The following is a 15,435-nucleotide window of genomic DNA, read 5'->3' as shown; positions in this document are numbered from 1 at the left end:
AATGTGCCGAAAATTTAGCCAATCTACAATATACCATCCCAAGCTTTTTGCTGCACAGGAAAAGTGTTGGATATTGAGCCAGTAAAAATCTGGGGATTGGTGTGGGAGTGGGACACAACGGTGGTATAAATCCCGTAGATAGGTAGGGTTGTGGCTGCGCGGACGGAATGTACGGTATAAATCCCGCAGATTGGCTGGAAAGTGGCTGCGCGGGTGAAATGTACGGTATAAATCCCTTAGATAGGCTGGATTGTGGCTGCGTGGGTGAAATGTACGGTAAAAATCCCGTAGATTAGTTGGAATGTGGCTGCGTAGACGGAATGTACGGTATAAATCCCGCAGATTAGCTGGATTGTGGCTGCGCGGGCGAAATGTACGGTATAAATCCCGCAGATAGGCAGGAATGTGGCTACGTGGGCGGAATGTACGGTATAAATCCCGTAGATTGGCAGGAATGTGGCTGCGTGGGCGGAATGTGCGGTATAAATCCCGCAGATTAGCTGGAATGTGGCTGCGTGGGCGGAATGTGCGGTATAAATCCCGCAGATTAGCTGGATCGTGGCCGCGTGGGCGGAATGTACGGTATAAATCCCGCAGATTAGCTGGATCGTGGCTACGTGGACGGAATGTACGGTATAAATCCCGTAGATTAGCTGGATCGTGGCTGCGTGGGCGAAATGTACGGTATAAATCCCGTAGATTAGTTAGAATGTGGCTGCGTAGACGGAATGTACGGTATAAATCCCGTAGATTGGCAGGAATGTGGCTGCGTGGGCGGAATGTGCGGTATAAATCCCGTAGATTGGCTGGAATGTGGCTGCGTGGGCGGAATGTGCGGTATAAATCCCGTAGATTAGCTGGATCGTGGCTGCGCGGGTGAAATGTACGGTAAAAATCCCGTAGATAGGTAGGATTGTGGCTGCGTGGGCGGAATGTACAGTAAAAATCCCGTAGATTAGCTGGATCGTGGCTGCGTGGACGGAATGTGCGGTATAAATCCCGCAGATAGGCAGGAATGTGGCTACGTGGACGGAATGTACGGTATAAATCCCGTAGATTAGCTGGATCGTGGCTGCGTGGGCGAAATGTACGGTGTAAATCCCGTAGATTGGCTGGAATGTGGCAGTGTCGGCGAAAAGAGAGGCATATTTGCCCCAGTAAAGGGCGCCGGGTGCAGGTCTGCTTCTATTTTTATAATATAAAAATTTCTGCCCGCGCATCGCAGGCTTGTCCAGCGCACATTTGCCACTCTCCTGAACAATTCTGTGATGCCCATTCCCTTTTCCTATCATGCTCATATCCTAAAGCAAAAACATGATATGGAGATGACCCTATGCCCTCGCCCAGTAAGGCCCGCATCAGACATGCCGTTACTATAGATGTACTGATTCCCGCGATTGAAAAAGATTTACAGACCCTTCCCCATGTGATTGACGCTGTTAGAAAGCAGGTTAAGCATCCCATCGGCCGGATATTAATTGTTGCTCCCAAAAAGAAACGGATGATTGAGTTCTGCCGCACAAAAGGCTGTACCTTTATTGACGAGAATACGGTGCTGCCGATTACGAAAAAAGACATTCATTACCGCTCACGCACCTGGGAACGTTCCGGCTGGCTATTCCAACAGCTGCTGAAGCTGAATGGCGACAAGCTCTGCACGGCGGATTATTTTTTGGTCATTGATGCCGATACCGTTCTGATCACCCCCCACCGTTTTCGGGCGGACGGCAAGACACTCTTTTACAGCCGGAACTGGAGCCAACCACAGTATTTTGTAACCTATAGGAAACTCATGGGCCGCAAGGTGACCGCAAAATCATCATTTGTGACCCATTACATGCTGTTTGAACGCAGTCAATTGGCTCAAATGAAAAGAGAGATAGAAGCAAAACACCAAATGCCTTGGTATCGAGCTATTTTACACAGTATGAACCGCTCCAAGCAATTTGCCTTTTCCGAATTCGAAACCTATGCCAATTACCTGTATTCGAAGAATCGCGAGGGAATGAAGATTCAAAAAGCGCGTAATAAAGGTCTCCATATGAATGCAGGACAGCTATCCAAGCAGAAAGTGAATCAGCTGGCTGAGAAGTATAGATCATTGTCTTTTCATAAACGAAAGGGGTATTTGAGAACACCGGGGGCTAAATCCAGCGCAGGGGGGCGATAGAGTTGCAGATCGTACTCCTTTCAGGGGGATCGGGGAAGCGGTTGTGGCCGCTATCAAATGAGATCAGGTCAAAAGCTTTTTTAAGGCTGCTTCCAACAGAAGCTGGCGGTGTGGAGTCGATGATCGAGCGGGTATGCAGAGGGCTGGAAGAGGTAGGTTTGTTGGATTCAAGTTGCATAGTGACTCATCGCAGTCAGGTGGAGATTACTCGCAAATCCGTTAGTGCTCAAGTCCCTTTATTAGCAGAGCCGCAGAAACGGGGGACTTTTACTGCAGTAGCTCTGGCGGCGAGTTATCTGCATTCTGTGAAGGGTATGGACTCAAAAGAGATCGTAGTGGTCATTCCGGTGGATTCGTATGTGGAGGCTTCTTTTTTTAAGCAGCTTCATCAATTTCCGAGTGTGCTTGCCGAATCACAAGCGGACATTGCTTTGATTGGTGTTTTACCTGAATTTCCTTCTACACAGTTCGGTTATATTCTGCCGGGTGAAGGGTCTGGGGTAGGGGGGACGTCTTTTTTAAATGTTAAGCAGTTTGCAGAGAAACCGAACGAATCGACAGCCGCCGAGTTCATTTCTCAGGGAGGACTGTGGAATTGCGGCGTGTTTTCCTGCTCATTAGGGTACTTGCTCTCAAGTATGGTCGAACGGGATCTTCCAGTAGATTACATGGAGTTTATGGAGCATTATGATCAATTGCCAGAACGAAGCTTTGACTATGAGGTGCTAGAACACACGCGGCGAGCGGTAGTCATCCCCTATATTGGGGTGTGGGCGGATATTGGCAGCTGGGATGCACTTGTTCCCCATTTGCAAGGAAGAGTAATTGGCAGTGGGAGTATTTCTGAGGATTCAAAAGGTACCCATTTGATCAACGAACTCTCTTGTCCTGTGCATATCATCGGCGCTCCTGGTTTAATCGTGGCGTCGGGGCCAGATGGTATTTTGGTTGCTGGGATAGAGCAGGCAAAACGAATTAAGCAAAAACTGGAGGGCCATGCGGCGAAGCCGATGATTGAAGAAAAACGCTGGGGTACCTCACGCATTTTGGACTTCTCTCGCACGGCGGCAGGTATTGAGGTTACGACCTCTAAAATAACCATTTTGGCAGGCGAGCACACCAGCTACCATTTTCACCGGCATACTAAAGAAGTTTGGTCTTTTCTTTCTGGAAATGGAGAATACCGGATGAATGGCCATCTTCATGCGGTTGCCGCCGGGGACACGGTCACGATTCCTGCTGGTACGAAGCATGGGCTGCGGGCAATTACAGCGCTCGAATTGATTATCATTGAACTGTTGGAATTTCCTGAAATTGATGACTACGTACGAGTGTCTGCCGAATGGGAGGGGGAGGACAGCTTCCTTGATGATTTGGGATGAATGGAAAGGTAGTTCGCTTTAACCCGGAGGCAGTTGTAGACATGGGGAGATTGACCGGCTGAAGTGAAATAGATGTATTCAGTGCAACTATTTCGTGGAGTAGCGAATGTCTTGCGATTTAGATGTAGTTTGTACAGTTAAAAATCGCGAATTTTTGCGTTTTGAATAGATTTGTTGAATATAAGTGTACAGAGTGCAATTAAATCCGAATTAGCGCCTAAAAGAGGGCATTTAACTGTACGAAGTACAACTAATTATTAAGAGGACGGAGATGCAATAGGCAAGCCACAGTAAACTACAGGAAAGCGATAAGTAAGCTATAGGCAAGCCACAGTAAGCTACAGGAAAGCGATAAGTAAGCTATAGGTAAGCCACAAGTAAGCTATAGGCACGCCATAACCTAAACCTAAAGTGTGATGGAAGACCCCTACCCAGCAAAAATAAACCCACAAATAGCACCGTGAGCAGAACTGCCCACGGTGCTATTTGTGCATCCGCTGCTTTATGCAGAAATTATTCTTTAGAATTTCTTTTCAAAAGATGCTCAATTCCTGCCGCGACTCCGTCTTCCTCATTACTGGTGGTGATGAATTCAGCCATTTCCTTAAGAATTGGCGCTGCGTTAGCCATAGCAATCCGGTAGCCGGCCTTCTCGAACATTGGCTGATCGTTATAACTGTCGCCCATGACAGCTACATCCGCTAGCGGGATACCATAATGGTCAGCAAGCATGGTTACACCGGAGCCTTTGTTGGCCTCTTCATGGTTAATCTCGATATTATTTACATGGGAGGCGGTAATAATTAAGCCCGGAATAGCTGCGAAGCGGGTGGAAGCTTCCTTGAGCAGCTCTCGGTTTAGAGAAAAAGCCAATGTTTTATAAATAACATTTTCCTCCTTGCTCCACACCTCTTCCATACTCTCCACATAGGTTACCGCTGCTTGTTGAAACTGTTGATCTATCATTGCTTTCAGCAACCAACTGACTTCTTCAGGAACTTCTTCATCGCTTAGTGCAGATAATTTCTCTAACCGTACACGTTTGTTCAGCTCTACATAAACGTTATCCTCAGTGTATACCTCGTAATACAAGTCCGGAATTTCGTTTATCCAGCGCAGAGCGGGAATGATGTCTGCTTTATTCAGCGGCGTGCTTGCCGCGAGGGTGCGATCAGATAATGTGACGACTGCGCCATTTAGACTGACTACAGGACATTCCAGATCCGCTAGCCGAAGCTGACGTTCTGCATCCATAAAAGAGCGGCCTGTGGCAATGATAACAATGTGACCTAGTTTCTGAGCTTTTATAATAGCTTCGCGGTTTTTTGGACTGATGTTTCCTTCTTCGTTCAGTAATGTTCCATCCATATCTAAAGCAATCAGCATATTGTATGAGCTCCTTTTCCAGGTAAAGTGGTACTTTTTAAGGGTATTGAAACGTTACTTGTATCTTATCATTAATATTCTGAAAACCAAAAACCATTTTCATGCAACTGTACAATAATGAACGTCCAACAAGAGATAAGAGGTTTTTACAGTATATTTTTAGATAATAGTTCAGTCGTGGTACAATAGTTATCAAACTAACCGACTAGCCGAATCTATCGTCAGCTTATGTTCGTGGAACGTGACCCGACGGTATTTTTCCTGTGTAAGGACATCGGCAGCTGCTTATGTAAAGGGGACTATTTATGAGATCCAAAAACTTAGCCACCATGTCACTCGCCTTTATGGCATGTGGGTTTCTGATTACACTGTTTCTACCTGAAAACCTAGCCGTGATTCTACTGAGAGGTGGTTTCGAGGCCGGTTTGGTAGGGGGGATTGCCGACTGGTTCGCGGTAACGGCGCTGTTCCGCCATCCGATGGGGCTACGTATTCCACACACCTCACTACTGCTCAAGAATCGCGATAAGATCATCCAATCACTAATCACCGCGATGGAGACTGAGCTTCTTAACAAGGAAAGCATTGAGAACAAGCTGCGTAAGTTTGGCTTTATATCAATGGGCTCCAAGCTACTGACAAAGTTCTTTAGTAAAAAGAAGGCAAGAGTACAAATATTGGAGCAGCTTGGCGAATTCGTGTCTCGTCTTCCGGTAGAGAAGGCAGTACCGTTTCTGCAAAAGGCAGCCTCCGAATATGTTCGTGAAGCTGAGCTTGGCGTTGCGGCTGATAAAATAGTTACTAAGTTAATGAATGACGGTAAAGATGTAGCTGCTCTGGACTATGCGCTGGAAGGGGTGTCTACTTGGAGCGGACGTCCTGAAACGAAGGCTATGCTGGGCAAGATTGCCAGCGAGAAATTGGCTGAAGTGAAGCTTGGCGGACTTAAAGGTATGGCTTTTCAGGCTTTTGTCGGGTTTATGGATGCAGATATGCTTGGTGAAATGCTGCAAGGTATGTTGCAGTCCGGTATCCGCGATTTTCGGGAAGAGGATAGCCCATACCGTGAAGAGATTATCCGCGAGATTCGAGTGGCCCTGTTCCAGATTGTTAATGACGAGGCTAGACTGGCTTCATTAAAAGAATGGGCACTAAATGAGCTTGAAGGCGAAGCAGCAACCGCATTTCTGCATACGCAATTGGAGAACATTCGCAGCAAAGCAATTTCCCTGTTGGAGGAAGATCGGGCGGCTGGCGGACGCAAGCTGTTCACGCTCTATACCCTGCTTGTACGTCGTATTGGCAAGGAACAAGAATGGATCAGCAGCTGGGAAGAGCGGATTCGCGCTTCGCTAATTGCCTTTGTAGAGGCTAACCACTACAGAATAGGTCTTTTGGTAAAAGAGAATCTGGACAGCATGGATGACGCTAGTCTAGTGAATATGCTGGAAGATAAAGTGGGTAAAGACCTGCAATGGATTCGTGTGAACGGAGCTTTATGCGGGTTTGTCGTAGGGCTTGTGCTTACAGTTATTCAATTGATTTGAATGAAACTTACTATTTATTGTAAAATAAGAAAAAAAGAAGAGCAGCGATTCTCCCGTGAGGGAGGATCGCTGCTTTTTGTTGTTGCTCATGGCCTGTCTGCATCGTGGAGTAATAATCCTCCTCTGAGGCTTATGGACCGATATGACGTTATTTGTTAGTTCTTGGCTCTTGGAACATGCTTGCGGACTCCACTGGCGTTATTCCTATGGATGACGTTCATATGGGGCATTTTTCATGCCAATAGGGGTTATAGGGTCCTTAGCATTGCAAATGAGGGATAAAGCTGCGTTTGGGGTCAGCTGTGTCCGATAGCTACCTTGTATGCGCATATGTTACCTAATTCATACGGAGATTGGTGTTTAGCTCAAGCAAGCTCAAAAAGAAAGGGACCCAGCAGCCAGTTGATGGCTTAGGAGGCCCCTACTTTGGGTGAGTCTACAATTGCATTCCATCTGCAAGAGTTCTGTACCCTTGCTGTGGTGTTGCAGAAGCTTGATACAGCTGTTCTAAATGGTTTGCGGTTCGCTGCCAATTGAAGGCTTCAAGCGCATCTGCTCTCCCTTGTGATCCGATGGTAACTGCCAATTGTGGATGGCGGGCTATCCGCAGCAAATACCGGGCAAAGGGTAAAGCCTCGCGATATCGTTCTACCAGATAACCGTTATGGCCAGAGGCGACTATCTCTCGGATGCCCCCATTATTCGAAGCGATAACAGGTAGACCGGAGGCCATAGCTTCTACATTAACAAGACCGAAGGATTCATGGTTCTGGGAAGGGCATACAAAGCAGTCTGCCGCCTGATAAAGGGTGTGAATATTCTCATGAGCCACATTTCCTAGAAAAGTAACAGACACTCTCAGCCGCCGTGCAAGGAGCTTCAACTGCCGTATGTACGACGGTTTGCCTTTGCCGGCGATGACCAGATGAGCGGGGAGGTGTTTGTTTAAATGCGACATAGCACGGATTAATATAGGCACTCCTTTGCGGGGTATAACCCGACCCACGAACAAAACTGTGAAGGTCTGCGGGAGTTTGTAGAAACTACGAAGCTGTTGTTTTTCAGATATCTGCACAGGGGTAAACCGGTCAAGATCAGCTCCCAATAAGACAATATGAATCCCTGTGGTCAGTTTCGGGAAGCGGCGATCTAATCTTCGCTGTAAGGAGTGGCTGTTGGCAATGATCAGATCCGCTTTTGCCAAGGCATTGGCCACTTTATCTGTACCCGGTGTGAAGGTAAGCGAGTGCAGGAACAGAAATACCGGGATATGAGGAAGCTGCTTCTTTACAGCAGACATAAGATGGGGGCGATTATCAACCTGAATGATGTCAAAGGATTCTTTCTGAATGTATTCTAATACCGAAGTAAGATAATGGGCTGGGGTGCTTGCAGGCAGTCGGATAATTCTGACCTGCTCCAATATAATGGCAGCAGGTAGTCCAGGTACCTTCCGACTAACAATGGTTACCTTATGTCTCTCCGCCAGTCTTCTGGCAATGGCCCAAATGCAGATTTCTACAGAACCGTCTCCCGGAACTGGGAACTGCTCCGGTGCAATGATACAAATGTGCATGGTTCACGCCTCCTTTTATCCGCTAATGGATATCCTCTTCCACCATATGCAACACAGTAAACAGTAGATACATCCGAAAGCGGAGAGGGCGTTTCACTCATGCCATTTGTACAGTTGCAGCATAAAATACTAAGGCTTACTAAGGCCGTGATTATTTTTTGAGGGACAGGGGAGAGGACAGTTGGGAAAGAAGTTAAAGTCTGCATTGACCAGCAAATGGATTAAAACCAAGGTGCTCATGCGAAGCGCTGAAATTTCACCGTTGATTCCCGAAACGATAAAATTCAGTAAAGTCAATCTGAAAGCTATGCTGCTGAAATATGGAATGGTTTATGTTAAACCGGAATACGGTACCTATGGCAATGGTGTGATGAAGGTTGAGCAGAGTAGAGAGGCTCATGGAACAGAATATAAGTACCAAAGTGGAACAAGACTCAAAACCTTTAGAACCTTCGACGCCTTCCATTTATCTTTAAAGAAAGCAACGCGTGGACGTAGTTACCTGATCCAGAGAGGAATAGTTTTGCTAAAGCACGGGAAACACCGCTTTGATATCCGTGTGATGGTCCAGCTCAGCCCGCAGGGCAAATGGGAAACTACCGGTCTGATCGGTCGGGTAGCTGAGAAAGGTAAGATTGTTACCAACTATCATAGCGGCGGCAAACTAACTGCTATGGAAAAGCTGCTGTCTCCTTATCTGAACGAAGCTCAGCAAGCGCAAATGCTTAAGATCCTGAGAAAGCTAGGAGAAGATACCGGACGTTTCTACCATAAGAAATATCCTGGGTTTAGACAGATTGGTGTCGATGTAGGATTGGATAGATCCATGACGCCTTGGATTATTGAAGTGAATACTAGTCCGGACCCGTATATTTTTAAACATCTTTCTGATAAAAGCATGTACCGCAAAGTAATGGCTTACCGCAGAGCGAATGAGAAGAAAAAGTCCGTTAAATGATCTGTTTCCTCGTATTTGCAATGACAGCAGAAATCTTTTGTTCTAATTCTATGATTTTTTGCTTGTGTGTTGCGATTTGGCGGTAACCGGAGACGAGTGAGGACAGAGACTGAGTGGTTAATGTAAGGTTTTGCTTGCGAATCGCTGCTTTGAAGTCACTCCAATCTGCGGAAATCCGTTTATTCAATGAGGTGACTACGCTTTTGTTTGATTTAATTGAGACCTGTGGACTATCAATGCCAGACAAGGTTTTGCGGGCATAGGTTATCTTTCGGGTACGTGTCTGTTTCGCTGCATTCAACTGATTCTGTCTGTCGCTAATTTCTTTGCGTGCCAACTGAACCAGGATCTTCATAGCATCACCTTGGGCTTGTAATACGGTATTCAACGTCTTGTTTTTAAGACCCTTGGCGATCTTGATACGCTTATTAAGCGCATTGTACTGGTCGAATAAGGGCTGATAGTGCTGTTTGCAGCTCTTAACGGTAGCCTCCAGTTGAGCTACGGTTTCTAAATCAATCTCTTTAATTTGCTTACGTACTGCAATCAGTGTTTGCTCATTATTATAGTGAAGGGTTCGGATCTGCTCCTCACGATTATTGTATTGCATCTTTAAAGTAGATAAATCATTGTACAGATTAGTCATCTTTATCCTTGTAGGACCGTCGGCAGTCGCAGCTGTTAGATCAAAAGCCGCTTGAATAGAGGGTGTTAATTCAGTCGTTGCTGCAGCAAAAGCTTCCGTTGATGTGCTTAACGATAGCAGGATCACCAGTAGTAGTAAGGGGAATGACTTTAGTGCGTTCATTAATTTGCTCCTCCTTTTGTCCGTATCCCTGAAGACAACAAAAAAGCACCCGTAGCAAAGGCAAAAGCCTTTATTACGGGTGCTTCCATCGTAATAGGTCACGAACGATATATTTATTCTTAAATATAAGTTGTTTATTTGCTAGCGTCAATAATTTAAATTTAAATATTTCCAATTTAAAATAATGCGCTAGACATTTCTTTCCCCAGTTCTCTTATCGTATACTGACATAAGAAGGTATGAGAGCTTTAGCACTAGCAACAAAGGAGGTCTGGCTTAAATGGGCAGCTCGGTAGAATTTAACGCAATTCTGGATCATGCATTTATGAGGTCTCCAGAAGGAATGGCCGTACTGTTTTCGAATAACGGCGATTTCAACTGGATAAAAGTCAATCCGGCTTTTTGCAATCTACTTGGCTTTACGGAGGCCGAGTTTCTTGCCGGGGCTCTTTTTACAGAATCGGAAAATAGAGAGGCACATTCAAAAGAGCTCTCCTATAGATTAGTAATGGACGAGCTTCAGAAATCGCCAGCGGGCAGCTGGAAGAAGGAACATTGTTTTTTAAACAAAGAAGGTCAACCCGTTTGCCTGTCTCTCATGTTCTCTGGATTAGGAGCAGAAGAAGGACAAGTCCCTTCGTATATTATAGTATACGCCGAGGATATTACGGAACTAAAGATCGCAGCTCAGGAAACGGTGGATCATCGGGATCAGCAGCAGCAAATGGAAGAACAAATTCGTCAAAGTGAACGCAATTATAGATTGATGTCCGAGAATTCGCTGGATTTAATCTCGCGTCATGCGGTCAAAGACAGTGTTTTCTTATATTGTTCTTCGGCTAGCCGTACCCTGCTTGGTTATGAACCTGAAGAGATGGTTGGGACAAGCGCCTATAATTATCTTCACCCCGATGATCTAGTTATGATGCAAGGTTTAATGGAGCAGAGCCGCAGCTCTGGCGTTATTCCGGCTGTAGCTTACCGCTACCGCCATAAGAATGGCACCTATGTCTGGTTCGAGTCGAGCAGTCGTTATACCTATGATGATGAGGGAAATGTCTTGGAGATTATAGCGATTGGGCGGGAAATTACGGAGCGCAAGCAGTTCGAGTTCAAGCTTAAGGAGAGCGAGCAACGGTATAAATCATTGTTTGAATACAATCCATCTGCTGTGTACTCTATGAATTTGCATGGAGACTATTTGACTGCCAATGCGAATTTGGAGAAGTTGACCGGGTATTCGCTGGAGGAACTGATCGGAATGTACTTTGGCCCCATTGTGCATGAGAAGGACATAGAGAAGACGTTGTATCATTTTAACTTAGCCGCCCAGGGTTATCCTCAAAGCTATGATCTAACGCTTATTCATAAAGACGGACACTTTGTAGAAATTAATACTACCAATATTCCGATCATTGTAGATGACCAAGTAGTGGGTGTGTATGGGATTTCCCGTGATATTACAGAGCGCATCCGTTATACAGAACAAATTGAGAAGCTTAGCAATGAGTATACCCTTATTTTAAATGCGGTTTCAGAAGGCATCTTTGGACTCGATATGGAGGAGAAGGTGACGTTCATTAACCCTGCAGGTTTGCAAATGCTGGACTATGAACATGATGAAATTATGGGCCATCCTTATTTGGATCATATTCAGCAAATAGCGCTTGATGGGAGCCATTATCGGCCGCAGGAATCTCCACTGATGAAGGCTATTAAGTCAGGTGTATCTTATCAGAGTAAAGATGCGGTCTTGTGGCGTAAGGACGGTTCTAGCTTTCTTGCGGAATACCAGGTAACCCCTCTGTTTGATAAAGGGGAGCCGAAGGGTGTTGTTGTAGTGTTTCGGGACATCACGGATGAGAAGGAAATCATTCGGGCGAAGGAATCCGCAGAAAAAGCAGACCAGGCTAAGTCTGAGTTCTTAGCTATTATGAGCCATGAAATCCGTACGCCGATGAACGGAATTGTAGGGATGACGGATCTCCTGGCGGAGACGGAGCTTGATGAAGAACAGCTTGGATATACTGACATTATTAAGGAGAGCAGCAGCTCGCTCCTATCTATTTTGAATGAAATACTGGATTACAGCAAAATTGAAGCCGGAAAAATGATGATTGTAAATGAGCCCGTGCAGCTTCAAGCCGTATTGGACAGCGTAATCGATCTATTTACAGCTAAGGCTTTGGAGAAAAATATTCAGTTATCATGCAGCATGGCACCTGGAGTCCCGCCACTGATTATGGGCGATGCCGGGCGGTTGCGTCAGATATTGGTCAATCTGGTCAGCAATGCAATCAAGTTTACAGATCGGGGCAGTATCAGTATTTACGTAGAGCAGAAGCTGTCCGCAGATCAAAAGAAATTAACTTTGAAATTTAATGTTAGGGATACGGGGATCGGCATTCCTCTAGAGAAGCAGCATCGGCTGTTTCAGTCCTTTTATCAGCTGCATTCCTCGTTTAATCGCAAATATGGCGGGACCGGATTGGGGCTGGCAATTTGTAAAAAGCTCGTTGAGCTGATGGGCGGAGCTATCGCTGTAGAGAGCAGTGAAGGAGAGGGCTCTAATTTCTATTTCACGCTGCAGATTAATCCTGATAGTAGTAAATCTGAGATAAATGTGGAAGATACAGTGCAAACAGAAGAACGGGAGACAACAATGGAAGGGGCAGCAGCTGCAGAAGAAGAATTGGATGCCGGTGCAAATGTAATTCTACTTCCGGAGGCAACTCCACATTGTGCTCCTAAGTCTAGCCCTTTAAGAGGGGATCTATCCGAATGAAGCATGGACAGCCTCGGATTAGCAAGAAACTGCCTGCGGAGCCATATACACAGTGGGAGGTTGGGGTCGAATCCCCGTCCTCTGCATGTGGCCCAGCTACGATGGCCGCGTTAGCGGAGTATTGGAACACCCATTTAGGAGCGGACTTTATTCGGGGCAAAGGTCATTTTCCTTCCAAAGCCGCTCATATTAATTACATATACAGCCATCACGGTGGAAGACCTTGGGGGATGAGTGTGCGCCGTTTTACCAAAGGACTGAAGAACTATATCCATTCAGTGATTTTACCTAAGGATCAGCAAAAGTTACTTATTACTACGTTTAATGATTTTGAAGTATATAAAACAGAAATTGATGCCGGCCGGCCTGTGGCTGTTAAATTTGATAAGTGGTTTCGTCTGCGGTGGAGAGGTGAGTTTACTTACGACTACCATTGGGTACTAGGTATAGGATATGAGGGATTTGAGGACGGAGAGCGTGCTAACCTGATTGTTCACGATAATGGTGTGCGGTACAAGGACGGTAGAGTCACTCTAGGGAAAGAACGGCGTATTCCGTATTTTGCGAATAAAGACATTATTACGATGGTTGGGCTAGATATTGACGATGCATCGAGGTAGAGGGATTGTCCTGACAAAATAGCTTGAAAAATTTGAGTCCAAACGTTTGCACTACTTAGACGATCATACTATAATCCAGTTAATAACTGGAAAAGGGGATAGGTGCTTTGTCCGTACAAAGGGAAATGAAGGAACCCATTTATTATGGGGATCCTGCGGCTACTAGAGGGATTTCCGTGTTTGCTCAGGAGTTTGATCAGTTATTCAGCTATGATGGGGACGATCTTGGCCTAACGTACTCACCGGGGAGTTCAGCTTTTTGTTTATGGGCGCCCACCGCTCAAGAAGCGGAGCTGGTACTCTATAATTCATGGCAGGGAGCAGCAGAGTGTAAGTATTCTATGATCCGTGATGTCCGGGGAACGTGGAGAATTACAGTTGACGGTGATTTAGATGGCAAGTTCTATACCTACCGAGTACGTCTTGGAGAACAGTGGAATGAGGCGGTTGATCCTTATGCACGTGCTGTAGGAGTGAACGGTGATAGGGGAGCTATTTTAGATTTACGTAAAACAGATCCGGAACGGTGGACGGAAGATAAGCCACCCTTGGATGATCCTGTGGATGCCATCATTTATGAGCTTCATTTGCGAGACTTATCCATTCATCCAGCAAGCGGTATGACCCATAAAGGAAAATATCTTGCTTTGGCGGAAGAAGGAACCCGCGGACCGGAGGGTATTCTCACTGGACTCGATCATATCGCGAACCTCGGTGTAACCCATGTGCAGCTATTGCCTGTCTATGATTATTCTACAGAGAGTGTAGATGAGACGAGGCTGGATGAACCGCATTATAACTGGGGTTATGATCCGAAGAATTATAATGTGCCAGAAGGCTCCTATGCTACAGATCCATATGTGCCTGGACTGCGTATCCGGGAACTAAAAACAATGATTCAAGCACTTCATGATCGCGGTCTCCGCGTCATTATGGATGTGGTTTACAACCATGTGTACGATGGCTATCGTGTGAATTTCACCAAGCTGGTTCCCGGCTATTATTTGCGTTACAAGCAAGACGGAAGCCTGTCGGATGGCTCTGGCTGCGGGAATGACGTGGCTTCAGAACGCTTGATGATGTCCAGCTTCATCGTGGAATCCGTAGTTTATTGGGCCAAAGAATACCATATCGATGGTTTTCGTTTTGACCTGATGGGCTTGATTGACCTCGCCACGATGGAGGAAATCCGGCGTCGTCTGGATGGGATTGACCCGTCCATCATGACGATTGGTGAAGGTTGGATGATGGGGACGGAGTTGCCGATGGAGCGGCTCGCTCATCAGAAGAATGCTGCGCTTCTGCCGGGAATCGGACATTTTAATGATGATTTCCGGGATGCCATTAAAGGGAATATTTTTCTGCATGATCAACCGGGTTTCATCAGCGGAATGATGGGACTGGAGCTTGCGATAAAGGCAGGGGTCGCGGGAGGCATTGCTTATGCCCCAGGCATTGGACAATTTGCCGTGGAGCCTCAGCAAACCGTCAATTATGTGGAATGTCATGATAATCATACGTTATGGGATAAAATATTACTGTCCACACAAGGGCAGACGGACAAACAGCGTCAATCTATGCATAGGTTAGCTTCTGCGATAGTGTTCATGAGTCAGGGAATCCCCTTTGTCCATGCGGGTCAGGAATTTATGCGCACGAAAAACGGGATAGAGAACAGCTATAAATCCTCGGTGAAGATCAACCAATTGGATTGGGAACTGTGCGCTGCTCATCAAGATGATGTGGTTTATCTGAAGCAGCTAATTGCCTTGCGTAAAGCACATCCGGCTTTCCGTATGCGAACGGCAGATGAGATTCGGAATCATCTAGTATTTGAAAAAGCACCGGTAAGTTCGGTAGCGTATACATTGCGTGGCCATGCTGGAGGCGATGCGGTGAAGCATATCTATGTGCTTTTTAATGCTAATGTAGAACAGACGACTTTGGTTCTGCCACAGCTTGGTGCATGGAAAACAGTTTTTGGAGCCGATCTTGCGCAGAATCTGACGGGTAATAAGCTAACTGTAAGCGGGATTGGAATGGTAGTGCTGACGGTGGACTAGATGTTTTTTTACAGATAATTCTTCAAAAGCATGCAGTGTATTGTGCTCAATGAGTGCAGTACTCCGCGTGCTTTTTTGTGTGGAACTTTCTTTTGAATGGATGCTCTTATTTTACATAAAAAGGTGACATTACTCATTTT

The 15,435-nt window shown here is 45.9% G+C and carries 11 protein-coding genes; 7 read left to right on the top strand and 4 right to left on the bottom strand.

All coding sequences use genetic code 11. The features are described 5' to 3' along the window. Positions 1–704: 704 nt before the first annotated feature. Complete coding sequence (locus MKY63_RS08860; RefSeq protein ID WP_339812510.1) at positions 705–1,292, bottom strand: hypothetical protein; 588 nt, start codon at positions 1,290–1,292, stop codon at positions 705–707. Between the two features lie 41 nt (positions 1,293–1,333). On the opposite strand from MKY63_RS08860, the gene MKY63_RS08855 reads away from it, so the two are divergent. Together MKY63_RS08855 and MKY63_RS08850 are read left to right on the top strand one after the other, a co-directional pair. Next, positions 1,334–2,170 (top strand): DUF6492 family protein, encoded by an 837-nt coding sequence (locus tag MKY63_RS08855; protein ID WP_339812508.1) that lies wholly within the window; start codon positions 1,334–1,336, stop codon positions 2,168–2,170. Positions 2,171–2,172: 2 nt separating this feature from the next. Further along, the gene (locus MKY63_RS08850) at positions 2,173–3,552 is read left to right on the top strand and encodes a sugar phosphate nucleotidyltransferase (RefSeq protein ID WP_339812505.1); all 1,380 of its coding nucleotides are present in this window, start codon (positions 2,173–2,175) and stop codon (positions 3,550–3,552) included. A 513-nt stretch (positions 3,553–4,065) separates the two neighbouring features. Here MKY63_RS08850 and MKY63_RS08845 read toward each other — a convergent pair. Continuing rightward, positions 4,066–4,938: a Cof-type HAD-IIB family hydrolase gene (locus tag MKY63_RS08845; RefSeq protein ID WP_339812503.1), complete on the bottom strand. Its 873-nt coding sequence runs from the start codon at positions 4,936–4,938 to the stop codon at positions 4,066–4,068. 305 nt (positions 4,939–5,243) lie between these two features. On the opposite strand from MKY63_RS08845, the gene MKY63_RS08840 reads away from it, so the two are divergent. Further along, positions 5,244–6,485, top strand: coding sequence for a DUF445 domain-containing protein (locus tag MKY63_RS08840; RefSeq protein WP_076304753.1), 1,242 nt, complete (start codon positions 5,244–5,246; stop codon positions 6,483–6,485). 436 nt (positions 6,486–6,921) lie between these two features. On the opposite strand, the gene MKY63_RS08835 is transcribed toward MKY63_RS08840, so the two are convergent. Next, positions 6,922–8,061, bottom strand: a complete 1,140-nt coding sequence (locus MKY63_RS08835) for a glycosyltransferase family 4 protein (protein ID WP_339812501.1) — start codon at positions 8,059–8,061, stop codon at positions 6,922–6,924. A gap of 181 nt (positions 8,062–8,242) precedes the next feature. On the opposite strand from MKY63_RS08835, the gene MKY63_RS08830 reads away from it, so the two are divergent. Further along, complete coding sequence (locus MKY63_RS08830; RefSeq protein WP_232061115.1) at positions 8,243–9,019, top strand: YheC/YheD family protein; 777 nt, start codon at positions 8,243–8,245, stop codon at positions 9,017–9,019. Here MKY63_RS08830 and MKY63_RS08825 read toward each other — a convergent pair. Beyond that, a complete protein-coding gene (locus MKY63_RS08825; protein ID WP_076220534.1) occupies positions 9,012–9,827 on the bottom strand; it encodes a hypothetical protein in 816 nt (271 codons plus the stop codon). The genes MKY63_RS08830 and MKY63_RS08825 overlap by 8 nt on opposite strands. Before the next feature lie 280 nt (positions 9,828–10,107). On the opposite strand from MKY63_RS08825, the gene MKY63_RS08820 reads away from it, so the two are divergent. The 3 genes from MKY63_RS08820 (at position 10,108) to pulA (ending at position 15,295) form a co-directional block, all read left to right on the top strand. Next, the gene (locus MKY63_RS08820; RefSeq protein ID WP_339812498.1) at positions 10,108–12,612 is read left to right on the top strand and encodes a PAS domain S-box protein; all 2,505 of its coding nucleotides are present in this window, start codon (positions 10,108–10,110) and stop codon (positions 12,610–12,612) included. Next, complete coding sequence (locus MKY63_RS08815; RefSeq protein WP_076185575.1) at positions 12,609–13,232, top strand: C39 family peptidase; 624 nt, start codon at positions 12,609–12,611, stop codon at positions 13,230–13,232. Before MKY63_RS08820 ends, MKY63_RS08815 begins: the two co-directional genes overlap by 4 nt. 107 nt (positions 13,233–13,339) lie before the next feature. Then, entirely contained in the window at positions 13,340–15,295 is a 1,956-nt protein-coding gene (pulA, locus tag MKY63_RS08810) for a type I pullulanase (protein WP_339812493.1), read from the top strand. The last annotated feature ends 140 nt before the right edge of the window (positions 15,296–15,435 follow it).

The organism is Paenibacillus sp. FSL R7-0189, assembly GCF_037969925.1.
GTDB lineage: Bacteria > Bacillota > Bacilli > Paenibacillales > Paenibacillaceae > Paenibacillus_AQ > Paenibacillus_AQ odorifer.
The sequence above is the reverse complement of the archived record's forward strand: the minus strand, read 5'-3'. Positions and strand labels throughout refer to the sequence as shown.